Annotated in this window: 23 protein-coding genes; 14 read left to right on the top strand and 9 right to left on the bottom strand. The window is 66.9% G+C overall.

Annotated features, from left to right (window positions below):
• Nucleotides 1–60 precede the first annotated feature (60 nt).
• Both BME24068_RS10500 and BME24068_RS35505 read left to right on the top strand, forming a co-directional pair.
• Nucleotides 61–534 carry a VOC family protein gene (locus tag BME24068_RS10500; protein WP_096508347.1) on the top strand — a complete coding sequence of 158 codons (474 nt, stop codon included), beginning with the start codon at nt 61–63 and terminating at the stop codon, nt 532–534.
• A gap of 36 nt (nt 535–570) precedes the next feature.
• Nucleotides 571–933 carry a hypothetical protein gene (locus BME24068_RS35505; RefSeq protein ID WP_420887554.1) on the top strand — a complete coding sequence of 121 codons (363 nt, stop codon included), beginning with the start codon at nt 571–573 and terminating at the stop codon, nt 931–933.
• A gap of 170 nt (nt 934–1,103) precedes the next feature.
• On the opposite strand, the gene BME24068_RS10490 is transcribed toward BME24068_RS35505, so the two are convergent.
• Both BME24068_RS10490 and BME24068_RS10485 read right to left on the bottom strand, forming a co-directional pair.
• Complete coding sequence (locus BME24068_RS10490) at nt 1,104–1,727, bottom strand: phospholipase D family nuclease (protein WP_174926024.1); 624 nt, start codon at nt 1,725–1,727, stop codon at nt 1,104–1,106.
• Nucleotides 1,728–2,134: 407 nt separating this feature from the next.
• Nucleotides 2,135–2,617 carry a winged helix-turn-helix transcriptional regulator gene (locus BME24068_RS10485; protein ID WP_174926023.1) on the bottom strand — a complete coding sequence of 161 codons (483 nt, stop codon included), beginning with the start codon at nt 2,615–2,617 and terminating at the stop codon, nt 2,135–2,137.
• A gap of 169 nt (nt 2,618–2,786) precedes the next feature.
• Here BME24068_RS10485 and BME24068_RS10480 point away from each other — a divergent pair, with 169 nt between their 5' ends.
• Nucleotides 2,787–3,224 (top strand): PaaI family thioesterase, encoded by a 438-nt coding sequence (locus tag BME24068_RS10480; RefSeq protein WP_096508351.1) that lies wholly within the window; start codon nt 2,787–2,789, stop codon nt 3,222–3,224.
• Between the two features lie 193 nt (nt 3,225–3,417).
• Nucleotides 3,418–4,470, top strand: coding sequence for an NADP(H)-dependent aldo-keto reductase (locus BME24068_RS10475; protein ID WP_096508352.1), 1,053 nt, complete (start codon nt 3,418–3,420; stop codon nt 4,468–4,470).
• 73 nt (nt 4,471–4,543) lie between these two features.
• On the opposite strand, the gene BME24068_RS10470 is transcribed toward BME24068_RS10475, so the two are convergent.
• Complete coding sequence (locus tag BME24068_RS10470; protein WP_174926022.1) at nt 4,544–5,830, bottom strand: MFS transporter; 1,287 nt, start codon at nt 5,828–5,830, stop codon at nt 4,544–4,546.
• Nucleotides 5,831–5,864: 34 nt separating this feature from the next.
• Nucleotides 5,865–7,286, bottom strand: a complete 1,422-nt coding sequence (locus tag BME24068_RS10465; RefSeq protein ID WP_174926021.1) for a M20 family metallopeptidase — start codon at nt 7,284–7,286, stop codon at nt 5,865–5,867.
• A 163-nt stretch (nt 7,287–7,449) separates the two neighbouring features.
• Here BME24068_RS10465 and BME24068_RS10460 point away from each other — a divergent pair, with 163 nt between their 5' ends.
• The 4 genes from BME24068_RS10460 (at nt 7,450) to BME24068_RS10445 (ending at nt 11,290) form a co-directional block, all read left to right on the top strand.
• Nucleotides 7,450–8,403: a LysR family transcriptional regulator gene (locus BME24068_RS10460; RefSeq protein ID WP_174926020.1), complete on the top strand. Its 954-nt coding sequence runs from the start codon at nt 7,450–7,452 to the stop codon at nt 8,401–8,403.
• A 64-nt stretch (nt 8,404–8,467) separates the two neighbouring features.
• Nucleotides 8,468–9,595 (top strand): tRNA 2-selenouridine(34) synthase MnmH, encoded by a 1,128-nt coding sequence (mnmH, locus tag BME24068_RS10455; RefSeq protein ID WP_174926019.1) that lies wholly within the window; start codon nt 8,468–8,470, stop codon nt 9,593–9,595.
• Nucleotides 9,592–10,650, top strand: a complete 1,059-nt coding sequence (locus BME24068_RS10450; RefSeq protein WP_096508356.1) for a permease — start codon at nt 9,592–9,594, stop codon at nt 10,648–10,650. Before mnmH ends, BME24068_RS10450 begins: the two co-directional genes overlap by 4 nt.
• A 217-nt stretch (nt 10,651–10,867) precedes the next feature.
• Entirely contained in the window at nt 10,868–11,290 is a 423-nt protein-coding gene (locus BME24068_RS10445) for a hypothetical protein (protein ID WP_174926018.1), read from the top strand.
• Nucleotides 11,291–11,335: 45 nt separating this feature from the next.
• Here the strand turns inward: BME24068_RS10445 and BME24068_RS10440 are convergent, their stop codons facing one another.
• Nucleotides 11,336–12,169: an ABC transporter permease gene (locus tag BME24068_RS10440; RefSeq protein ID WP_096505440.1), complete on the bottom strand. Its 834-nt coding sequence runs from the start codon at nt 12,167–12,169 to the stop codon at nt 11,336–11,338.
• Nucleotides 12,170–12,175: 6 nt separating this feature from the next.
• Entirely contained in the window at nt 12,176–13,090 is a 915-nt protein-coding gene (nodI, locus tag BME24068_RS10435; protein ID WP_174926017.1) for a nodulation factor ABC transporter ATP-binding protein NodI, read from the bottom strand.
• 326 nt (nt 13,091–13,416) lie between these two features.
• On the opposite strand from nodI, the gene BME24068_RS10430 reads away from it, so the two are divergent.
• Nucleotides 13,417–13,914 (top strand): universal stress protein, encoded by a 498-nt coding sequence (locus tag BME24068_RS10430; protein ID WP_096505434.1) that lies wholly within the window; start codon nt 13,417–13,419, stop codon nt 13,912–13,914.
• Between the two features lie 92 nt (nt 13,915–14,006).
• Here BME24068_RS10430 and BME24068_RS10425 read toward each other — a convergent pair whose 3' ends face one another.
• From BME24068_RS10425 to lexA, 3 genes are read right to left on the bottom strand one after another with little or no spacing between them, the layout of a single operon-like run.
• A complete protein-coding gene (locus BME24068_RS10425) occupies nt 14,007–14,699 on the bottom strand; it encodes a DUF2939 domain-containing protein (protein WP_174926082.1) in 693 nt (230 codons plus the stop codon).
• Between the two features lie 29 nt (nt 14,700–14,728).
• Nucleotides 14,729–15,067, bottom strand: coding sequence for a hypothetical protein (locus BME24068_RS10420; protein ID WP_096505430.1), 339 nt, complete (start codon nt 15,065–15,067; stop codon nt 14,729–14,731).
• Nucleotides 15,068–15,093: 26 nt separating this feature from the next.
• The gene (gene lexA / locus BME24068_RS10415; protein ID WP_096505428.1) at nt 15,094–15,741 is read right to left on the bottom strand and encodes a transcriptional repressor LexA; all 648 of its coding nucleotides are present in this window, start codon (nt 15,739–15,741) and stop codon (nt 15,094–15,096) included.
• Nucleotides 15,742–16,005: 264 nt separating this feature from the next.
• Here lexA and BME24068_RS10410 point away from each other — a divergent pair, with 264 nt between their 5' ends.
• From BME24068_RS10410 to BME24068_RS10390, 5 genes are all read left to right on the top strand, one after another.
• Nucleotides 16,006–17,043 (top strand): sulfate ABC transporter substrate-binding protein, encoded by a 1,038-nt coding sequence (locus BME24068_RS10410; RefSeq protein WP_096505424.1) that lies wholly within the window; start codon nt 16,006–16,008, stop codon nt 17,041–17,043.
• Between the two features lie 133 nt (nt 17,044–17,176).
• Nucleotides 17,177–18,070: a sulfate ABC transporter permease subunit CysT gene (gene cysT / locus BME24068_RS10405; protein ID WP_096505422.1), complete on the top strand. Its 894-nt coding sequence runs from the start codon at nt 17,177–17,179 to the stop codon at nt 18,068–18,070.
• Nucleotides 18,067–19,014: a sulfate ABC transporter permease subunit CysW gene (cysW, locus tag BME24068_RS10400; protein WP_096505420.1), complete on the top strand. Its 948-nt coding sequence runs from the start codon at nt 18,067–18,069 to the stop codon at nt 19,012–19,014. Before cysT ends, cysW begins: the two co-directional genes overlap by 4 nt.
• Nucleotides 19,015–19,027: 13 nt before the next feature.
• The gene (locus BME24068_RS10395) at nt 19,028–20,086 is read left to right on the top strand and encodes a sulfate/molybdate ABC transporter ATP-binding protein (protein ID WP_174926016.1); all 1,059 of its coding nucleotides are present in this window, start codon (nt 19,028–19,030) and stop codon (nt 20,084–20,086) included.
• 80 nt (nt 20,087–20,166) lie between these two features.
• Entirely contained in the window at nt 20,167–21,093 is a 927-nt protein-coding gene (locus tag BME24068_RS10390) for a CysB family HTH-type transcriptional regulator (protein ID WP_096505416.1), read from the top strand.
• Nucleotides 21,094–21,457: the final 364 nt, after the last annotated feature.

The following is a 21,457-nucleotide window of genomic DNA, read 5'->3' as shown; positions in this document are numbered from 1 at the left end:
TACGCATCGTGCGTCCGTCCCGCTTTCCGACACGACAAACCGACTGAAGGAGCGACACCCATGGCCACGTCCGTCAACCCGATCCCCGAAGGGATGCGTACGCTGACGCCGCACCTGATCTGTGCCGGCGCCGCAGCAGCAATCGACTTCTACAAACGTGCGTTCGACGCGAGCGAGCGGTTCCGCCTGCCGACGCCCGATGGCCGGCTCGCGCACGCCTGCCTCGCGATCGGCGATTCGACGCTGATGCTGGTGGATGAAATGCCCGAGCACGGCGCACTCGGACCGAAGACGCTGAAAGGCACACCGGTGTGCCTGCACCTGTTCGTGCCGGACGCCGACGCGGCGATCGCGCAGGCTGTCGCGGCCGGCGCGACAGTCACGATGCCGGCGGCCGACATGTTCTGGGGCGATCGCTATGGGCAGATCGAGGATCCGTTCGGCCACCGCTGGTCGATCGCCACGCACCAGCGCGACCTGACGCCCGAACAGATCTCGGACGCGATGGCGAGCGCACCGCCGTGCGCGGGCTGATCGAGCCGGATAAATCGTGCTGAACGGCGAGCGGGCGTGGCGGCGAATGTCGGCACGTTCGTCGTCGGCCTTCATGCGTCGCGCGCTGCATCGGGTGGTGCGATCGGAGGGGGCCGCACCTCAAGCCATGCGGGGCGATGCCGTAAACAGGGCGAGATCAATGACTCATCCTGTCGAACCATGGCTCGAATTCTGTACGCGGGGTATCTCGCATTTGCGCTGTACCTGCTTTACCCGATGATCCACAACACGTTGAACTTCAGCATGGATTGCATGCTGAGCGCGCTGCCGGGCGGCGATCGCGACATGCCGCAGCGTACGGCAAGCGGTGCGTCGACGCAGGGCAGCCGGTGTGCCGCGGATACGCAACTTGTGGCGCGATCGCCCGGCATCCATTGACTTCGCGGATCGTCGCGACCCGAGCATGGGTGTACCGGCCATTCGGCCAGGTTGATTGGTGCGCGATGGACGCCGATCATTGACGACATCGCGAATGAATGTTGAATGACGACGGCGCGTCGGCGCGCTGTACGCGAGCCGCGTTTGCGGTGGCGCGTGCGCGGGATGCGTCAGTAGGAGGAGCGGTACGGCGTGCCCTGGTCGAAGCGGCTTTGCCAATGCGTGAGGTAGCGCGATGCGAGCTGCGGATTGTTCCAGACGACGATGACGTTCTCGGAGTTTCGGCTTGCCGCCGACGCGCTGTAGTTGAACGAACCGGTCTCGACGTGTTCGGCATCGATCACGAGGTACTTGTCGTGGTGGATTGCATAGACATCGATCGTGCGCGTCGGAATGCCCGCGTTGACGAGCAGGTTCAGCGCCTGCTTGCTGCTCTTCGCGCGATTGCCCTTGTCGTCCACGACGACCGCGACATTCACGCCGCGTCGCTTGGCCGCGAGCAGTGCGCGCGTGACGGGCGGCGACGTGAACGAGTAGGCGGCCACGCGAATCGAGCTGCGTGCGGCACCGATCGCCTTCAGCACGAGCGCTTCGGCGCCGCCATCGGGCGAGAACGCCGATTCGACGACTTGCGTGGCCGGTGCTTCATGGGTGGGGGCCGGCAGCAGTTGCGCGATGTAGTCGATCGCCTGCTGCAACAGCGATTCGCTATGCGTCTTGCCGAAGGCGGCGAACGGTGTGGCGAGCAGGGAGGCGGCGAGGCAGGTGGCGGCGAGGCGATTGCGCGACAACATCTTGGACAGCGAATAATTTCGAGACAGCGGGCCGTGAGTGTAACGCAGACGTGGCGGCGCGGCCACGCCGGAATGCGAATAGTCGCGTTGCGCTGCGGCGTGCCGCGTCATGCGTCGATGCGACGATGTTCGGACGTCGAGCGGTATCTGCGCGGGATCGATGATCGCGCCGATCGATTGATGGCGATGTGGTACGCGTGCACATGCACGTGGATTGCGTACGCTCCACGCGTGACGCAATGCGGATAGGCGCGAATGCGATCGGCAGCTTCAGCGCGATGGGCGAATGGAGCAGCAGGGTGCCGCAACGCGAATGCCGGTCAGGCGAGACGCTACGCTGCCGACATAGACGCTATACGCGACGGATCCCTTGCGATATGCGCGCAGCAGGCGCCATGCGCCAGGCGTCACGCATCGAGTGGCCCGGCGTCTTCGCGCGGGATCCACCCGGGCCCGGGTTCCGGCTGTACGTCGTGTGCATCGAGCGGTTCGCCGCACGCCGAACACACCGCGACCGCATGCATCAGCTGGCCACAGGTCCGATGGCGCAACTGCATCGGCGGCCCCTGGCCGTCGTCCTTCCAGCGATCGCCCCACGTCATCAGCGCGAGCAGGGCCGGGTAGAGGTCGAGGCCCTTTTCCGTCAACCGGTATTCGAACCGCGGTGGGCGCTCCTGATACGCGTGCTTGACCAGCACGCCTTCGTCGACGAGGCGCGCGAGCCGTTCGGCCAGCACGTGGCGCGTGAGGCCCAGCTGTGTCTGGAATGCGTCGAAGCGGCGGCAGCCCAGAAAGGCGTTGCGCAGGATCAGCATGGTCCAGCGGTCGCCGAGCACGGCGAGCGTGCGCGCGACCGAACAGTTCAACGTACCGATGTCATCCCATTTCATGATCGAGTCTCGTGCGGCGGTTCAGCAAAGGAGCGGGACCGATTATAGAACCCGCCTTCGATTGCGGCGGGCACCTGTTGCGTTGACAAGCCCGGCGCGGTTGTCAATAATGAGTTCCAATTTGGAACTTACTCGCGCGGCGACGCGCTTTCAATCAGGAGACCACCCGATGAATCCGCTTTCCCTGTCCGGTATCGAACTGCTGCGTGCGGCCGTGTCCGGCGACGTGCCGCTTGCGTCGATTTCCGAGACGATTCCGATGCGACCGCTGGGCGTCGAGCTCGGCTACGTGAAGATGTCCGCGCGCGCGGACGGCCGGCACCTGAATCCGCTTGGCGGCGTGCACGGCGGGTTCGCCGCGACGGTCCTCGATTCGGTCACCGGCTGCGCGGTCCATTCGATGCTCGACGCGGGCGTCGGCTACGGCACGGTCGACCTGCACGTGAAGATGCTGCGTCCGGTGCCGCGCGACGTCGACCTGATCGCGGAAGGGCGCGTGATTCACCTGTCGCGTTCGCTCGGCGTCGCGGAAGGCACGCTGAAGACGCCGGACGACAAGATCGTTGCGCACGCATCGGCGACGTGCTTCATCCAGCGGCCGAAATGACGAGGCCGGCGGGCGGCGGGCCGGCTTCGCCGTTCGACGCAATGCGAGCGCGGCACGCGCGGGCCGGCGCGTGCCAGCCGCATGCCGGGCGCGCGCCGGTCGAAGGCAGCCTGTAAGCGTCCGCGTCCGCCATCTGAAGCGTTCGCTTCAATGTGATAGCGTTCCTGCTTTCCACCCCCCGCGAAGGAACAGCATGGAATACCGCACACTCGGCGATTCAGGCATCGAGGTCAGCCTGATCGGTCTCGGCACGATGACGTGGGGCGAGCAGAATTCGGAGCGCGACGCACACGAGCAGATCGATTACGCGCTCGCGCAGGGCGTCACGCTGATCGACGCCGCGGAAATGTACCCGGTGCCGCCGAAGCCCGATACCCAGGGCCGCACGGAGCAATACATCGGCACCTGGCTCGCGCAGCATCGCGCGCAGCGCGACCGGATCGTGCTCGCCACGAAGATCGCGGGCCCGGCGCGGCAGCCGCACAATCCGCGTCATATTCGCGGTGAAGGCAACCAGTTCGACCGCAAGAACCTGACCGAAGCGCTGGACGGCAGCCTGAAACGCTTGCAGACCGACTACGTCGACCTGTACCAGCTGCACTGGCCCGATCGCAGCACGACGACGTTCGGCCGCCCCGCGTATCCGTGGGTCGACGATGCGTACACGGTGCCGATCGAGGAAACGCTGGGCGTGCTCGCGGAATTCGTGAAGGCCGGCAAGGTCCGCGCGATCGGCGTGTCGAACGAAACGCCGTGGGGCGTCGCGCAATTCCTGCGTGCGGCCGAGAAGCTCGGGCTGCCGCGTATCGCGAGCATCCAGAACCCGTACAGCCTGCTGAACCGCACATTCGAGAACGGCCTGTCGGAATTCACGCATCGCGACGGGGTCGGCTTGCTCGCCTATTCGCCGCTCGCGTTCGGCTGGCTGTCCGGCAAGTACGAGAACGGCGCACGCCCGGCCGGTGCGCGCATCACGCTGTTCGAGCGCTTCCAGCGCTACAGCAAGCCGCAGGCGGTCGAGGCGACGTCGCGCTACGTCGAACTCGCGAAACGCCACGGGCTGTCGCCCGCGCAGCTCGCGCTGGCGTTCGTCAACAGCCGGCCGTTCGTGCGCAGCAACCTGGTCGGCGCGACGTCGCTCGAGCAACTGAAGGAGAACATCGGCAGCATCGACGTGACGCTGTCCGACGAGATCCTTGCCGAGATCGACGCGCTGCACGAACGGCAGCCGAACCCGGCGCCGTAAACGGCGCGCGGCCCGCGCGGCAGCGATGCCGCGACGGGCCGCGTTGGACACGCGGATGCGGTCGTTTGCGTCGTCAGCGCATCCCGAGCCGGGTGCGCGCGACCAGCAGCGCGACGAGACTCAACACCGCGCAACCCATCAGATACAGCGCCGGCGACAACCGGTTGCCGGTCGCGCTGATCAGCCATGTGATCATGAACGGCGCGAAGCCGCCGAACAGCGTGACGCCCGTGTTGTAGCTGACCGCGAGGCCGGTCGCACGGGTCTGCGACGGGAACAGCTCGGCCATCAGCGCCGGCAGCGCGCCGCAGTAGGTTGCTTTCAGCAGGCCGATCCAGATCAGCGCGGCGAGCATCGTCGCGAACGACGCATGATGCGTGAGCCACACGAACGTCGGCCACACGGTGACGAGCATCAGCACGGCCGCGGCCGCCATCACGCGAATGCGCCCGGTGCGATCGGACAGGTGACCGACGAGCGGCGTGACGAGCGTCAGCACGAAACCGGTCGCGAGCGTCGCCGCGAAGCCGGTCGACGCCGGCAGCCCGAGCTGCTTGATCGCATACGTCGGCATGTACAGCACCATGTAGTTGATCGCGGTAGAGATCACGAGCACGCCGATCGACAGCAGCACGCGCATCTTCTGGTCCGCGAACAGCTCGCGCACCGGCGCTTCGGAGCGTGCTTGCGTCTTGAACTCGACGCCTTCGTCGACGTAGCGGCGAATGTAGAGCCCGATCGGGCCGATCGCGAGGCCGAACAGGAACGGTACGCGCCAGCCCCAGCTTTCGAGCTGGGCGGTCGTGAGCGTCGACGTCAGCAATGCACCGAACCCGGACGCGAGCAGCGTCGCGAGGCCCTGGCTCGCGAACTGCCAGCTCGACATGAAACCGCGCCGCTGCGGGGCATGTTCGACGAGGAAGGCGGTCGAGCTTGCAAATTCGCCGCCGGCGGAAAAGCCCTGCATCAGCCGCGACAGCATGATCCCGAGCGGCGCGAGGATGCCGATCGACGCGTAGGTCGGCATCAGCGCGATCAGCAGCGTGCCGACCATCATCATCCCGATCGACAGCAGCAGCGACGCCTTGCGGCCCGCGCGGTCCGCATAGGCGCCGAGCACGAAACCGCCGATCGGCCGGATCAGGTACGACAGCCCGAACGTGCCGAGCGTGAGCAGCAGCGACGTCGCCTCGCTTGTCGCGGGAAAGAACAGCTTGGCGATCGTCACCGCGAAAAAGCCGTAGACGATCAGGTCGAACCATTCGAGCGCGTTGCCGATCGACGCGGCGAAGATGATGCGCCGGATCTTCGCGGCGCTGGGGCTGGCGGCGTCCTGCGAGGTCAGGGTGGTCGTATTCATCGTGTGAGCATGTCCCGAAAAAGGGCGAAGCGCGTTACAGGGCGGCGCCGGCTGCGGCGGGCGCCGCGCGGCGAACGGGCGGCGCGGCATCGCCGAGATCCCAGAAGAGGCCGGCCATCATCTGCAGCCCCTCGCGCACGACGCTCGCGAGCAGATGCTCGTCGGGCGCATGCTGGGAACATGCCGGGTACGAATGCGGAACCCATAGCGTCGGCAACCCGAGCGTGTCGGCGAACACTTCGTTCGGCAGCGTGCCGCCGAGATTGGGCAGGATCGCGGGCTTCTTGCCGGTCGTGTGCGCGAGCGACGCGACGGCCCAGCGTACCCACGGGTCGTCCGGCGACAGGCGCGTTGCCGGTGCGCCGCGCTCGACGTCGATCCCGATGTCGGCGAAGCCGTGCGCATCGAGATGCGCGCGCAGATGCGTGTGCAACGCTTCCCAGTCGGTGCCGACCACGAAACGCAGCTGGCAGTGCGCATACGCGACGGGCGGAATCGCATTGACCGGATGGTCGGGATTGCCGGCCTTGAACGCGAGGATCTCGAACGTGTTCCAGCCGAACACGCGCTCCGCGGCGGACAGGCCGGGCTCGCCCCAGTCGGCATCGAGCGCCGGATCGCCGGGACCGCCGCCCACCGACAGGTCGGCGAGCGCCGTGCGCACGGCCGCCGGAATCGGCGGCGGGCGCAGCCCCGCGACGCGGATCGCGCCGCGCGCGTCGACGAGGCATGCGAGGGCGTTGGCGAGCACGGTCGCCGGATTGCGCAGCAGCCCGCCCCAGTTGCCGGAGTGATGGCCGCCATCGCGCGCGCGCAGGCTCAGCCTGAAATTGACCGCGCCACGCGAGCCGAGGAAGACGGTCGGACGTTCGGCGGCGATGCGCGGCCCGTCGGATGCGATCAGCACGTCGGCCGCGAGCGCGTCGCGCTCGCGGCGGCACAGCGCGTCGAGGCCCGGCGAACCGGTTTCCTCGCCCATCTCGATCAGCAACTTCGCGTTGAAGCCGAGCCGGCCGCCGCGCGCGTCGAGCACGCTCGCCAGCGCGGCGAGATTGATCGTGTGCTGCCCCTTGTTGTCGGCGCTGCCGCGGCCGTACCAGCGATCGCCTTCGGCGGTCAGCGTCCATGGCGACAGCGGCGCGCGCCATTGCGCGTCGTAGCCGCGCACGACATCGCCGTGACCGTAGATCAGCACGGTCGGCAGGGCGTCGTCTTCGTGGCGCGATGCCAGCAGGAACGGGCCGCCGCCGTCGACGGGGTTGTCGACGATCCGCGATGTGAAGCCGAGGCGGGCGGTTTCGGGCGCGATCTCGTCGGTCAGGTAGGCGCGCAGGGCGGCGCCCGTGCCGCTTTCCTGGCTTTCGGTGCGCAGGCCGACGCGGCGGCCGAGGGTCGTGAAGAAAGCGCCCGATTCGAACTGGTTCAGCGCGTGCTGGATGGCGGCGGTACGGCTCAAGACGTGTCTCCTCTGTCGTATTGCCGGCGCGCGCACGGTGCGCGCAACCGGGAGTGCGATCGATTCTAGAAAGCCGTTTTTTTTGTCACAATGATCGAATTTCGAACATTTCTTTGCCGAAAAGGCAAAGCTCGGCGGCCCGCAGCGGCACGGGGACAGAACGATGACGGCTTTCCTGCATGGTCTTGCATTGAGGTACTTCGTCGAAGTGGCGCGCACCGGGTCGATCAGCGACGCGTCCGCGCGACTGCACGTCGCCGTGTCGGCGATCAGCCGCCAGATCGCGAAGCTCGAGAGCGAGCTCGGTGCGCCGCTGTTCGAGCGCCGGCCGCGCGGGATGGCGCTGTCGGAGGCGGGCGAGCGGCTGCTCGGCTTCGCGCAGCGCAGCCTGCTGGAAGCCGAGCACGTGATGAAGGAAATCGGCGGACTCGAGGCGCTGCACGGCAGCCTGCTGAAGATCGCCTGTTCGGAAGGGTTCGCGATCGATTTCCTGCCGGGCGCGCTCGCGAGCTTCAAGGCGCGCCATCCGGGAGTCGATTTCTCGGTGTGGGTCGTGTCGCCGGCGGACGCGACGCGGCGCGTGCGCGACGGTGACGCCGATATCGGGCTGACGTTCAGTCTCGCGCCGGAGCAGGGCGTGCGCGTCGAACATACCGAACGTGCGCCGGTCTTCGCGCTCGTGCGGCACGACCATCCGCTCGCGGCGCGCGAGTCGGTGTCGCTCGCCGATGTCGCGCGGCACCCGCACGTGCTGCCCGAGGCCGGCACGACGGTGCGCCAGCTGATCGACATCGCGTGCGTGCTCGACGGGTTGATGCTCGAGCCCGAACTGACCAGCAACAACACCGCGGTGATGTATCGCTACGTGCAGCGCACCGGGGCCGTGATGTTCACGGGCCTGCTGTCGGTGCGGGACCGTTTCGACGCGGACGGCTTCGTTATCGTGCCTGTTTCGAACCCGCAGCTGCGCGAGCGCAGCATCCAGGTGCAGACCATGGCGGGGCGCGATCTGCCCGCATCCGTGCGCGCGTTTCGCGACCATCTGGTCGACGTGATGAGCGCCGCATCGGCGCCGCCGGTTGCCGCGCGCGGCCCGGGACGCCCGGGCGTGAGATAATCGCGAATCCGCCTTCCGTGCCCGTGCGGCTCGCCGAGCCGCATCGCCCCTGTTCGACGCCAAATTGAAGAACCTGATTGTCACCCTCGATCGCGCCGGCGAGTTCGACGAGATCATCGACGTGCGTACGCCGCTCGAGTTCGCCGAGGACCATATTCCCGGCGCGCTGAACGCGCCCGTGCTCAGCAACGATGAGCGCGTGATCGTCGGTACGATGTACCGGCAGGTATCGCCGTACGAGGCGACGCGTGTCGGCGCGGCGATGGTCGCACGCAACATCGCGCGTCACCTCGACACCACGTTCGCCGACCGGCCGCGCAACTGGCGGCCGCTGATCTACTGCTGGCGCGGCGGCAAGCGCTCGGGCTCGATGACGGCCTGGTTCAACCTGATCGGCTGGCAGGCGCGCCAGCTCGACGGCGGCTACAAGACGTACCGCCACTCGGTGTGCGCGACGCTCGACACGCTGCCGACGCGATTTCGCTACATCACGCTCGTCGGCCATACGGGCTGTGGCAAGACCCGGCTGCTGAACGCGCTGCGCGATGCGGGCGCGCAGACGCTCGATCTCGAAGCGCTCGCATGTCATCGCGGCTCGCTGCTCGGCGCGCTGCCGGGCAAACCGCAGCCGTCGCAGAAGGGGTTCGATTCGGGGCTCGTCGAGGCGCTCGGGCATTTCGACCCCGAATGGCCGGTGTTCGTCGAGTCGGAAAGCCGCCGGATCGGGCTCGTGCATCTGCCGATCGCGCTGATCGACGCGTTTCACGCCGGGCCGTGGGTGCAGGTCGACGCGGCACACGACGAGCGCATCGCGTTCCTGCTTGAGGATTACGCCCATCTGTTCGACGCACCGGCCGCGTTCAAGGCGCAGCTCGATCGGCTGATCGGCCTGCACAGCCGTGACCAGGTGGCGCACTGGAATGCGCTGATCGATGCCGACGCGCGTGCCGACCTGTTCACCGAACTGATCGACAAGCATTACGATCCCGCCTATGCGCGCACCTACCGTGCAACGTACAACAAGCCAAACCGGGCGCTGACGTTCACGTTCCAGCCGAACGCGGCCGACGTGCGCGACCAGGCGCGCGCGCTGCTGGGCCGGCTCGCGCAAGCGGGTCTGCCTGCGTCGGCCGCGTTGGCGGCAGGCGTGGCATCCACAACCGATCAAGACCAATCGATTACCACACGATGACGACCACACGCACCCAACCCAGTCCGGCGCTCGGCTGGATGACCTTCCTGCTGATCGCGATCGCGGGGCTGTTCTACGTGAAATGGTTTCCGTACTACAACAAGGCGTTCGTCGCCGCCGAGCATCATTCGATCGGCCAGTCGATCCTGATGGGCACGTCGGCAACGGCGCCCGAGCCGTCGCTGAAGGCGGCGCTCGACTATGCATGGGCGTACGGCAAGGCGATCTGGCAGGCGATGGTGCTCGGCCTGCTGCTCGGTTCGGCCGTGCAGGCGCTGCTGCCCGCGCACTGGGTCGCGCGCGTGCTCGGCCGCACCGGCTTCGGCAGCGTTGCCGCGGGTGGCCTGCTGTCGCTGCCCGGCATGATGTGCACGTGCTGCGCGGCGCCGGTCGTCGCGGGCCTGCGCGCGCGGCACGCGTCGCCGGGCGGCGCGGTCGCGTTCTGGCTCGGCAACACGGTGCTGAATCCGGCTGCGCTGGTGTTCATGGGTTTCGTGCTCGGCTGGCACTGGAGCGCGCTGCGGCTGGTGCTCGGTGTCGCGATGGTGTTCGGGATCGGCTACCTGCTGAACCGGATCGCACGTCCGGAAGACCGCAGCATCGACGACGCGCAACTGGCCGCACTGGTGGCCGAGCAGGCCGCGGCGGGCAATCCGTTCGTGCGCTGGATGAAGCTGCTCGCACGCATGGCCGTGCGGCTCATCCCCGAATACATCGTGCTCGTGCTGCTGCTCGGCGCGGCGCGCGCGTGGCTGTTCCCGCATATCGGCCCGGACATCGGCAACCATCTCGGCTGGATCGTCGCGTTCGCGGTGGCGGGCACGTTGTTCGTGATTCCGACGGCTGGCGAGGTGCCGATCATCCAGGCGATGCTGTCGCTCGGTATGGGCGTCGGCCCGGCCGCCGCGCTGCTGATGACGCTCCCGCCGATCAGCGTGCCGTCGCTCGCGATGCTCGCGCGTTCGTTCAAGCCTTACATGCTGGCGATCGTCACGGGCCTCGTCATCGTGTTCGGGATCGCGAGCGGGCTGCTCGCGATCGCGTTCGGGTTCTGACGGGCGCGCGGACGGGCCGGTCATCCGGCGCGTCACCCCGGCCAGCCGGCTTGCGTAGGCGGCTGCGGGCGAGATGCCCGGCTGCCGGCACCGAAGGGCGCGTGTGATTGCGCACCGCCGGACGCGCAGGCCGCGCCCGTCACGCACCGGTCGTATTCATCCGGCGCCGCCGCTTCATGCGTGCGGCGCCCTTTACAAGAAGCAAACAGGAAAACGCATGACCCAACCGAAGATTCATCCTCGACTCGAAAAGGCGCTGACGCGCGGCGATCTCGCGATCCGCCAGGCCAATTCCGCGCGGGCGACTGCCGTGCTGAACGCGCTCGGCACGATGATCATCGAAGCCTCTGCCACGATCGGCGTCGAGGCGAGCATCGACATTCCGCAGGGCGACCGCATTTACGATCCGGCCAACGGCCTGTGGCCGCAGAAGATGCTGGTGTCGTTCGACGGTCCGGTCGACGAAGCCGACGCGGAAGAGCTGCGTGCGGTCTATCTGGTTGCCGACGATCCGGGCACGCAGTTTCGCGTCGAATGGCATCGCGCGGACGGCAAGCTCGGTCGCCAGGAAGGCGGCCCGCTCGCGACCGTCGCATTCCTGACCGACGTCGAAATTCCGTGGAGCGACGACGACGAGTAAGGTCGTCGCCACGTCGTACCGAGCCGGCGTCATGCGCGCCGGCCGTCAGCGCATCATCCGCCGCCGGAACAGCCACGCGGAGACCACGAATCCGCCCACCGCGTAGCCGGCGAGCACCGCGACGTGCAGGCCGATGTCGGTCGCCGGCCGGCCGAGCATCGCGGGCCGGATCAGCTCGACCGCGTTTGCGAGCGGCAGCGCATGCGCCGCGTGCTGCGCGACCGGCGGCAACTGCGTGATCGGGAAGAACACGCCCGACAGCAGCAGCATCGGCGTCAGTACGAGCGTCTGATAGAACATGAAGAAATCGTAGGACGGCGCGAGCGCCGTGACGATCATCGCGGTGCTCGCGAAAGCGAGGCCGGCGAGCACGATCACGGGCAGCGCCGCGAGCATCGACGGAAACTGCGCATAACCGAGCAGCCCCGCGACGATCATGATCGCGACGCCCGACAGCATCGCCTTGCTCGCGCCCCAGACGATTTCGCCGAGCACGATGTCGCCCAGCGCGAGCGGCGTGTGCATGATCGCTTCCCATGTGCGCTGCACGTGCATCCGCGAGAAGCCCGAATACATCGACTCGAAGCTCGCCGACATCATCACGCTCGACCCGACCGTGCCGGCCGCGAGGAACGCGATATACGACACGCCGTCGACATGGCCGAGCATCAGGCCGAGCCCGAACCCCAGCCCGAACAGGTAGATCATCGGATCGGCGAGATTGCCGAACATCGACGCCAGCGCCAGCTTGCGCCACACGAGATAGTTGCGCCGCCACACGGCGATCCAGTTGGTCGCGTTCGCGGGCAGCGCGATCGCGAAGCGCGACTCGCGCGGTGGTGCGGACGGCGCGGCGGCGGAATAGTTGCGTACGTCCATGATCGATCAGTCCTGCATTTCGCGGCCCGTGAGCCGCAGGAACACGTCTTCCAGATTGGCCGGACGATGCAGATAGCGCAACCCCGGGCGACCCTTGAGTCGCGCGCTGAGCGGTTCCGGGTCGGTCACGTAGCAGAACAGCGTCTCGCCGCTGATCTCGGTGTGCTTCGCGAACGGCGCCAGCTCGTCGCGCAGCGCGACCGGATCCGGCCCGTAGATCTCGATCACGTCGCAGCCGATTTCCGATTCGATCAGCGCGTGCGGCGCGCCTTCGGCGATCTTGCGGCCTTCCTCGATCACGCACAGCCGGTCGCACAGGCGCTCGGCTTCTTCCATGAAGTGCGTGGTGATCAGGATCGTCTTGCCGCGCGCAAGCAGCGAGCGCAGCCGCTCCCACATCAGGTGCCGCGCCTGCGGATCGAGGCCGGTGGTCGGCTCGTCGAGCACCAGCACGTCGGGATCGTTGACGAGCGCGCGGGCGAGCGTCAGGCGGCGTTTCATCCCGCCCGACAGTTCGCCGACCTTTGCATCGGCCTTGTTTTCCAGCTTCGCGAATTCGAGCAGCGGCTGTACGAGCGCGCGCGCGGCCTGTGCCGACATCCCGAAATAGCGGCTGAACACGAGCAGGTTTTCGCGAACCGTGAAGTCGGGGTCGAGATTGTCGAACTGCGGGACGACTCCGACGCGGTGGCGCGCATGCCGCGCCCGCGACGGAACCGGTTCGCCGCACAGCGAAATGGTGCCTGCATCGGGATAGGCGAGGCCGAGCAGCATCTTCAGCGTCGTGGTCTTGCCGGCGCCGTTCGGCCCGAGCAGGCCGTAGCACTCGCCAGCCTCGACGTGAAAGGACAGGTCGTTGACGACGAGCTTGTCGCCATAGCGTTTTTCGACGTTCCGGAAATCGATCGGTGCAACGGACATGGGCAATTTTGTCGTTGTAAGCGGCTGCGGTGCGTGTCGCTGCCGGCCGGTGCGCGTGCCGGCCGGCGAACGGACCGGGCGAATGCGTGTCACACGAGCATGACCGAAGCGAACGCGTGCCGGCGGCACGAACGGGCCATTCTAGTGCATCGGCTGCGTCTCTTCAGGGCATGCCGCGCGCGGCACGGCGATTGCACGCACGGATCTTGCGCTGCATCATCGCCGACCCGCCATGCGGGGCGAATCAGCGTTTTCCATCCCTTGCGTCCGGAATTGCGGCGCACCATGATGAATGCATCGGTACGTATTCGCGATAGGGGGGCTTCATGGCTTGCTACAACAAGATTCTGCTGTGCTACGACGGCACGCTCGAAGGGCGCAAGGCATTGCGATGCGGCGCCAATCTCGCGCTGGACCTGAAGGCGGAAACGCATTTGCTGTCGGTCGTCGACATGCGCTCGAGCATCGCCCAGAGCGCGGGTCTGCTGACCGACGTCGCATGCGGCCGTTTCGAGGAAACGGCACGCGAGATTCTGCAGGAAGGCGTGAACTGGCTGCGCGAGCGCGGCGTTCAGGCCGAAGGCCATTTCGCGTTCGGTTATCCGATCGACGAAATCGCGAATCTCGCAACGGAATTGCAGGCGGACCTCGTCGTTGTCGGCCACCGGTGCCGCAGCGGGTTGTCGAGATGGTGGATGGGGTCGGGCAACACGCAACTGCTCGATCGCGTGAACTGCAGCATTCTGGTGGCGTGTTCGTCGGCCGAAGAGCAAAAGGCCGAGATTGCGCGCGAGCGCGAAGCGGCGACCACGAACGGCAAGTGACGCAATGACGGCGTGACCGGCTGACTCGCCCTGCGATTCACGTCGGTCACGCGCTGTGCCGTATCGTCGGCATGCACATCGATTGCGATCGATTACGCGTGCAGGTCGATCGCGGACAGCTTCCACGAGAACAGACCGAAGCGGTGAAAGATCGCCGCATAGCGCGTGCCATCGCCGCTGCGCTGATAGGTCACGACAAATTCATCGATATTCCGGTAGCCGGCGCGCGTTTGCTGCGGATGGCCTGCATCGCTCGCGCTGGCCGGTGCGGGCGACGGCGCCGGTGCTGGTGCTGGTGCAGCGGGGGGAGCGGCGTTGCTGCCGGATGCGGGCGCGCTCGCCGGCGCGGCGGGTTCATTACCTGCAGTCGTGCCCGGAGGCGGACCAGACCATTCAGGCGGGCGTTCGCCCGGATTGCCGCGCGGGGGTATGCCGCTCATCAACGCCGCCACGCCTTCAGGTGTCGCATACGCATCGACCAGCGGGCCGATCAATGCGGACCCGATCAATGCGCCGATCACCGCGAACGGATTGTTCTTCTTGACCGAGTCGATCCGGCGCATCAACTCTTCCGTGACCTGCTGCTTCAGGCTGATGCGCAGCGACGGGAAATCGACATACTCACTGACCGCCTGCGCATCGCGCGCGTCGATCGCCGATTTCAGGCGACCGAGCGCGACGTACGGCGATGCGTACGCGTAGCCGATCGCCGCAATGACGACAACGGCCAGCGCGACGATCAGCAGGGGTTTGAGCCGCGACGTGTGGCCCGACGATTCAGTCACGATGCCTCCGGTGCGGACAGGTTCCGCAATCAGAGACCGCCTTGCTGGGCCGATCGTTCCTCTGCGATGCAGCGATCGATCATCCGGCACACGGCGTCGATCGTGCCGACCATGATCAGCCGCGACCGGCCGTGATACACGCGCACGGGTGCGCGGCGCGCCGGCTCGGCGTGATTCAGGCCGGCGTTCAGCGATACCCGCGCGAACGCGGGCAGCGCTGACGGCAGCAGCGACGCCTGCCGTTCAACTGCGACTTCTTGGCTCGCCACGGGCGCTGCAGCGGACAGCGGCGCACAAGGCGTGCGGCCGCGCAGGTGACGCAGGCGACCGAATTGACGGAAAGGCAGCAGACGGGCAAGGCGTTCCATGATGTTCTCCTCAGCGAGACCGATTGTCAGAGTTCGCCCGAGCGGATCAGCCCGACGGCGATGCCTTCCAGCGCAAACTCCGCGCTGCCGGCCTTGACGAAGATGTTTTCGTAATCCGGGTTCTCCGCGATCAGCTCGAGGCCGCCGGGCCGGCGCATCAGACGCTTGACCGTGACGTCGTCGCCCAGACGCGCAACGATGATCTGGCCGTCCTTCGCCTCGGTGCGCTTCTGCACCGCGAGCAAATCGCCGTCGAGAATGCCGGCGTCGCGCATCGACAGGCCGCGCACCTTCAGCAGGTAGTCCGGCTTGCTGGTGAACAGCGCGGGATCGCACGCGTAATGCTGCGAGATATGTTCCTGCGCGAGGATCGGGCTACCGGCCGCGACGCGGCCGACGAGCGGCAGCGACAGTTGCATCAGGCCGGCATGCGGCAGCGTGAACTGGTGCGGGGAATCGTCGAGGCCGAGCAGGCGGATGCCGCGCGAGGCGCCGGCGGCCAGCTCGATCACGCCCTTGCGCGCCAGCGCACGCAGGTGTTCCTCGGCCGCATTCGGCGAGCTGAAACCCAGCTCGGCCGCGATCTCGGCGCGCGTGGGCGGGAATCCGGAGCGCTCGATCGCGCGGCGGATCAAGTCGAACACTTGCTGCTGACGGGCAGTGAGTTTGGTCATGGCTGAACTGTATGGATAGACAGTGAGCTGTATTTTTATACAGTACTTCGCGAATTTCAAGTGTTACTTGAGGTTCGACGCGATCACGCCGATTCCGGCGCGATGTCGCGACGTCCAGACGCCGGTTCGTCTGCCGCAACCGTCCGTCCAGTATGCGTTAGCACTTTTGAGTATTAAAAAATGAAGAACGATTATTTTTAATCATGTAACCCGTTCGCTAGACTGGCTCGACATCGCAATACCGACAACACTGGAGAACCAAGGATGGCGAAGCGCAATACGGGGCTGGTGGGCGGAGTGGGCCGCCTGATCGCAACACTCGCGCTGGGCGCGGCGGCGGCGCTGGGCGTCGCGACGCATGCCCAGGCCGATACGACGTTCCTGAACGTGTCGTACGACCCGACGCGCGAGCTGTATCAGGACTTCAACCAGGCGTTCGGCAAGGAGTGGAAGGCGAAGACGGGCGAGACGGTCAACTTCAAGCAGTCGCACGGCGGCTCGGGCGCGCAGGCGCGCTCGGTGCTCGACGGCCTGCAGGCCGACGTCGTCACGCTGGCGCTCGCGTACGACATCGACGCGCTCGCGAACAAGGGGCTCATCAACAAGGACTGGCAAAAGCGCCTGCCGGACAACGCGTCGCCGTACACGTCGACGATCGTGTTCCTGGTGCGCAAGGGCAATCCGAAGGGGATCAAGGACTGGGACGACCTGACCAAGCCGGGCATCTCGATCGTCACGCCGAACCCGAAGACGTCGGGCGGCGCACGCTGGAACTACCTCGCCGCGTGGGCGTATGCCGTGCACAAGCCGGGCGGCAACGAGCAGACGGCGAAGGAATTCGTGACGAAGCTGTACAAGAACGCCGGCGTGCTCGATTCGGGCGCGCGGGGCGCGACGACGAGCTTCGTGCAGCGCGGGATCGGCGACGTGCTGATCGCGTGGGAGAACGAGGCGTTCCTGTCGATCAAGGAATTCGGCACCGACAAGTTCGAGATCGTCGTGCCGTCGGTGAGCATCCTGGCCGAGCCGCCCGTCGCGGTGGTGGACAAGGTGGTCGACAAGAAGGGTACGCGCAAGCTGGCCGAGGCCTACCTGAACTTCCTGTACAGCCCGCAGGGCCAGGAGATCGCGGCACGCAACTACTACCGTCCGCGCTCGAAGAGCGTGCCGGCGGAGCTGACCAAGCAGTTCCCGAAGCTGAAGCTGTACACGGTCGACGACACGTTCGGCGGCTGGACGAATGCGCAGAAGACGCATTTCGCGGATGGCGGCGTGTTCGATTCGATCTACAAGCCGCAGTAACGCCACGTAGCGAACCATAACGACAGCGGCGCGCCACGACAGCGCGCCGCATCTCCGACGGCCTGCCGGCGCGACTCCCCGCGCCGGCAGGCCGTCGGGCCCGTGAGCAGCATCGACCCAGCAAGAGCATCCGATGACGACGTACACCTTTCGCAAGCCGAGCGCGCTGCCCGGTTTCGGCGTGACGCTCGGCATCACGGTGGCCTATTTGAGCCTCGTGGTGCTGATCCCGCTCGCCGCCACGTTCCTGAAGACCGCGACGCTGTCGTGGGACCAGTTCGTCACCGCCGTCACGTCGCCGCGCGTGCTCGCGTCGTACCGGCTGACGTTCACCTCCGCCCTGGGTGGCGCCGTGATCAACGCCGTGTTCGGGTTTCTCGTCGCGTGGGTGCTGGTGCGCTACACGTTCCCGTTCAAGCGCCTCGTCGACGCGATCGTCGACCTGCCGTTCGCGCTGCCGACGTCGGTCGCCGGCATCTCGCTCGCGGCCGTCTATGCGACCAACGGCTGGGTCGGCCAGTATCTCGCGCCGTTCGGCATCAAGATCGCGTTCACGCCGGTCGGCGTGCTGGTCGCGCTGACCTTCATCGGGCTGCCGTTCGTCGTGCGCACCGTGCAGCCGGTGCTCGAGGATTTCGAGCGTGAGCAGGAAGAGGCCGCCGCATGCCTCGGCGCATCGCGCTGGCTCACGTTCCGTCGCGTCGTGCTGCCGGCCGTGCTGCCCGCGCTGCTCACCGGCTTCGCGCTCGCGTTCGCGCGCGCGCTCGGCGAATACGGATCGGTGATCTTCATCGCCGGCAACGTGCCGATGAAATCCGAGATCACGTCGCTGCTCATCATCACGAAGCTCGAGCAGTACGACTACGCGGGCGCCACCGCGCTGGCGGTCGTGATGCTGGTCGTGTCGTTCCTGATGCTGTTGTTGATCAACACGCTGCAGTGGTATCTGCAGCGCAGGACGAGCAAGGGGGCGAGCGGCCCCGCACCGGCGACCGTCGCCGTTGCCGCAGCAGGAGGCCAGCAATGAGCCAGGAGTCCACCGCCGTGCTGAACAATCCGTCCACCGCGCGCGCGCGCGCCGCGAAACAGCTCGATCCCGTCGGCGAGTCGCGCGCCGTGCGCTGGCTGCTGATCGGCGTCGCGCTGGCGTTCCTCGCGTTCTTCCTCGTCGTGCCGCTCGCCGCGGTGTTCTTCGAGGCGCTGCGCAAGGGCGTCGGCTTCTATTTCGAATCGCTCGCCGATCCGGATGCGTGGTCGGCGATCAAGCTGACGCTGACCGTCGCCGTGATCGCGGTGCCGCTGAACCTCGTGTTCGGCGTATGCGCATCGTGGGCGATCGCGAAATTCGAATTCCGCGGCAAGGCGCTGCTCACCACGCTGATCGACCTGCCGTTCTCGGTGTCGCCGGTGATCTCGGGCCTCGTGTACGTGCTGCTGTTCGGCGCGCAGGGCTGGCTCGGCCCGTGGCTGCAGGATCACGACGTACAGATCATCTTCGCGGTGCCGGGCATCGTGCTCGCGACGATCTTCGTCACGTTCCCGTTCGTCGCGCGCGAGCTGATTCCGCTGATGCAGGCGCAGGGCACCGACGAGGAAGAGGCCGCGCGCGTGCTCGGTGCGTCGGGCTGGCAGATCTTTCGCCGCGTGACGCTGCCGAACGTGAAGTGGGGCCTGCTGTACGGCGTGATCCTGTGCAACGCGCGCGCCATGGGCGAGTTCGGCGCGGTGTCGGTCGTGTCCGGCCACATCCGCGGCGTGACCGACACGATGCCGCTGCACGTCGAGATCCTGTACAACGAATACAACTTCGCGGCGGCGTTCGCGGTGGCGTCGGTGCTGGCGCTGCTCGCGCTCGTCACGCTCGCGCTGAAGCTGCTCGCCGAACGTCACCTCGCCGCCGAACTGGCCAGCGCACGCGATGACGTTCCCGCTCATGCCGGCCCCGTCGCCGCCATTTCGTCGAAATCGTAAAGAGGCAACCAGAATGGGTATCACCGTCCGTCACCTTCAAAAGCGCTTCGGCGATTTCACCGCACTCGACAACGTGTCGCTCGACTTTCCGCCGGGCGAGCTCGTCGCCCTGCTCGGGCCGTCCGGCTGCGGCAAGACCACGCTGCTGCGCGTGATCGCGGGCCTCGAGCATGCGGACGCCGGCCAGGTGGTGCTGCAGGGGCTTGACGTCGCGTCGGTCGGCGCGCGCGATCGCCAGGTCGGCTTCGTGTTCCAGCACTACGCGCTGTTCCGCCACATGACGGTATTCGAGAACGTCGCATTCGGGCTGCGCGTGAAGCCGCGTCGCGAGCGGCCGTCGGAAGCCGTGATCCGCGACAAGGTGCATGAACTGCTGAAGCTCGTGCAGCTCGACTGGCTCGCGCAGCGCTATCCGTCCGAACTGTCGGGCGGCCAGCGCCAGCGGATCGCGCTGGCGCGCGCGCTCGCGGTCGAGCCGAAGGTGCTGCTGCTCGACGAGCCGTTCGGCGCGCTCGACGCGAAGGTGCGCAAGGAATTGCGCAGCTGGCTGCGGCGCCTGCACGACGACCTGCACATCTCGACGATCTTCGTCACGCACGACCAGGAGGAAGCGCTCGAAGTGGCCGACCGGATCGTCGTGCTGAACCGCGGTCACGTGGAGCAGGTCGGCAGCCCGCAGGACGTCTACGATCATCCGCAAAGCGCGTTCGTCTACGAGTTCCTCGGCGCGGCGAACCGGCTGCCGGGCACGGTCGCCGGGAGCGGCTTCGTCGCCGAAGGCGCGGCGGCGCCGATCGCGGTCGACGCGGATTTCGCGGGCCCCGCGAACGCCTACGTGCGGCCGCACGACCTGCAGCTCTGGCCGGCCGGCGACGGGCATCGCGACGGCATCGCGGTGGACGTGCGCCGCGTGATCCCGCTCGGCGGCTCGGTGCGGATCGAACTCGAGGCGCGCGCGGGGGGCGCGCTCGAAGCCGAACTCGATCGCGACGCGTGGCGTGCGCTCGCGTTGCAGGTCGGCGACGGCGCGACGGCGGTACCGCGCGCGGTGCGCGTATTTCCCGCACACTGACGCCCGAACCCGGTAAAGAGAAGAGAGCGGACACCGCTCCGAATCGACATTCGAACAACGACAGCCTAAGAGGCATACCCATGAATTTTCAGCAATTGCGTTTCGTGCGCGAAGCCGTGCGTCAGAACATGAACCTGACGGAAGTCGCGAACGTGCTGTATACGTCGCAGTCGGGCGTGTCGAAGCAGATCAAGGATCTCGAGGACGAACTGGGCGTCGACATCTTCATTCGGCGCGGCAAGCGCCTCACCGGGCTCACGGAGCCCGGCAAGGCCGTGCACCAGCTGATCGAGCGGATGCTGCTCGACGCCGAGAACCTGCGCCGCGTCGCGCGTCAGTTCGCGGATCAGGACAGCGGCCACCTCGTCGTCGCGACGACGCACACGCAGGCACGCTACGCATTGCCGAAGGTGATCCGGCAGTTCACCGACGTATTCCCGAAGGTGCATCTCGCGCTGCGCCAGGGCAGCCCGCAGCAGATCGCGCAGATGATCCTGAACGGCGAGGCCGATCTCGGCATCTCGACCGAGGCGCTCGACCGCTATCCGGACATCGTCACGTTCCCGTGCTATTCGTGGCATCACACGGTCGTCGTGCCGAAGGGGCATCCGCTCGTCGGCCGCGAGAACCTGACGCTCGAGGAAATCGCCGAGTATCCGATCATCACGTACGACCAGGATTTCACGGGCCGCTCGCACATCGACCAGGCGTTCACGCAGGCCGGCGCGGTGCCGGATGTGGTGCTGACCGCGATCGACGCGGACGTGATCAAGACCTACGTCGAGCTCGGGATGGGGATCGGCGTCGTCGCGGCCATGGCGTTCGATCCGCAGCGCGACACGGGCCTCGTCGCGCTCGACACGCAGCATCTGTTCGAGGCGAGCACGACGCGCGTCGGGTTGCGCAAGGGTGCGTTCCTGCGTGCGTATGCGTACCGGCTGATCGAGATGTTCGCGCCGCATCTGAACGAAGCGGAAATCGCGGGGCTGCTGCGCGAAGCGGTCTGATCGCGCGGGCGATCGTTCGGCGGCGCGGCATGCGCTCGCCGGATGCATTGCACGGGCGCGCCGAACCATCGGTTGCGCCTGTCGTGCAGGGTGCGGCGTGGCGCACGGCAACCGGCGTATGCGTTGCCGCCGCCCCGCGACATACCCCGTGGGGCGCTCAGAATAAACCCTTAAATATTGATCAGACGGGTTGCGCGCCGAACCGAAACGGTACAGCATAGCCCTCACTCCGCCGGCGTCCCGCCGGCGGTGGCGCGTCAATGACAGCACGCGTCAGGCAGTCGGCCGTCTGCCTTGCTTCCATTCCGTGGTACCGACAAGCAGCATCGATGGCCAATGTCCGGGAAGTGTGGCGCAAACGTTT

The sequence above is a fragment of the Burkholderia anthina genome (assembly GCF_902498995.1).
GTDB classification, from domain to species: Bacteria; Pseudomonadota; Gammaproteobacteria; order Burkholderiales; family Burkholderiaceae; genus Burkholderia; species Burkholderia anthina.
This window is presented reverse-complemented; position numbering and strand designations above follow the sequence as displayed.

Excerpts from the sequence above, each read along its gene's own strand:
- BME24068_RS10500 (WP_096508347.1), top strand. The coding sequence starts at position 61 with ATGGCCACGTCCGTCAACCCGATCCCCGAAGGGATGCGTACGCTGACG.
- BME24068_RS10490 (WP_174926024.1), bottom strand. The coding sequence starts at position 1,727 with ATGTTGTCGCGCAATCGCCTCGCCGCCACCTGCCTCGCCGCCTCCCTG.
- BME24068_RS10485 (WP_174926023.1), bottom strand. The coding sequence starts at position 2,617 with ATGAAATGGGATGACATCGGTACGTTGAACTGTTCGGTCGCGCGCACG.
- BME24068_RS10480 (WP_096508351.1), top strand. The coding sequence starts at position 2,787 with ATGAATCCGCTTTCCCTGTCCGGTATCGAACTGCTGCGTGCGGCCGTG.
- BME24068_RS10475 (WP_096508352.1), top strand. The coding sequence starts at position 3,418 with ATGGAATACCGCACACTCGGCGATTCAGGCATCGAGGTCAGCCTGATC.
- BME24068_RS10470 (WP_174926022.1), bottom strand. The coding sequence starts at position 5,830 with ATGAATACGACCACCCTGACCTCGCAGGACGCCGCCAGCCCCAGCGCC.
- BME24068_RS10460 (WP_174926020.1), top strand. The coding sequence starts at position 7,450 with ATGACGGCTTTCCTGCATGGTCTTGCATTGAGGTACTTCGTCGAAGTG.
- BME24068_RS10450 (WP_096508356.1), top strand. The coding sequence starts at position 9,592 with ATGACGACCACACGCACCCAACCCAGTCCGGCGCTCGGCTGGATGACC.
- BME24068_RS10445 (WP_174926018.1), top strand. The coding sequence starts at position 10,868 with ATGACCCAACCGAAGATTCATCCTCGACTCGAAAAGGCGCTGACGCGC.
- BME24068_RS10440 (WP_096505440.1), bottom strand. The coding sequence starts at position 12,169 with ATGGACGTACGCAACTATTCCGCCGCCGCGCCGTCCGCACCACCGCGC.
- nodI (WP_174926017.1), bottom strand. The coding sequence starts at position 13,090 with ATGTCCGTTGCACCGATCGATTTCCGGAACGTCGAAAAACGCTATGGC.
- BME24068_RS10430 (WP_096505434.1), top strand. The coding sequence starts at position 13,417 with ATGGCTTGCTACAACAAGATTCTGCTGTGCTACGACGGCACGCTCGAA.
- BME24068_RS10420 (WP_096505430.1), bottom strand. The coding sequence starts at position 15,067 with ATGGAACGCCTTGCCCGTCTGCTGCCTTTCCGTCAATTCGGTCGCCTG.
- lexA (WP_096505428.1), bottom strand. The coding sequence starts at position 15,741 with ATGACCAAACTCACTGCCCGTCAGCAGCAAGTGTTCGACTTGATCCGC.
- BME24068_RS10410 (WP_096505424.1), top strand. The coding sequence starts at position 16,006 with ATGGCGAAGCGCAATACGGGGCTGGTGGGCGGAGTGGGCCGCCTGATC.
- cysT (WP_096505422.1), top strand. The coding sequence starts at position 17,177 with ATGACGACGTACACCTTTCGCAAGCCGAGCGCGCTGCCCGGTTTCGGC.
- cysW (WP_096505420.1), top strand. The coding sequence starts at position 18,067 with ATGAGCCAGGAGTCCACCGCCGTGCTGAACAATCCGTCCACCGCGCGC.
- BME24068_RS10395 (WP_174926016.1), top strand. The coding sequence starts at position 19,028 with ATGGGTATCACCGTCCGTCACCTTCAAAAGCGCTTCGGCGATTTCACC.
- BME24068_RS10390 (WP_096505416.1), top strand. The coding sequence starts at position 20,167 with ATGAATTTTCAGCAATTGCGTTTCGTGCGCGAAGCCGTGCGTCAGAAC.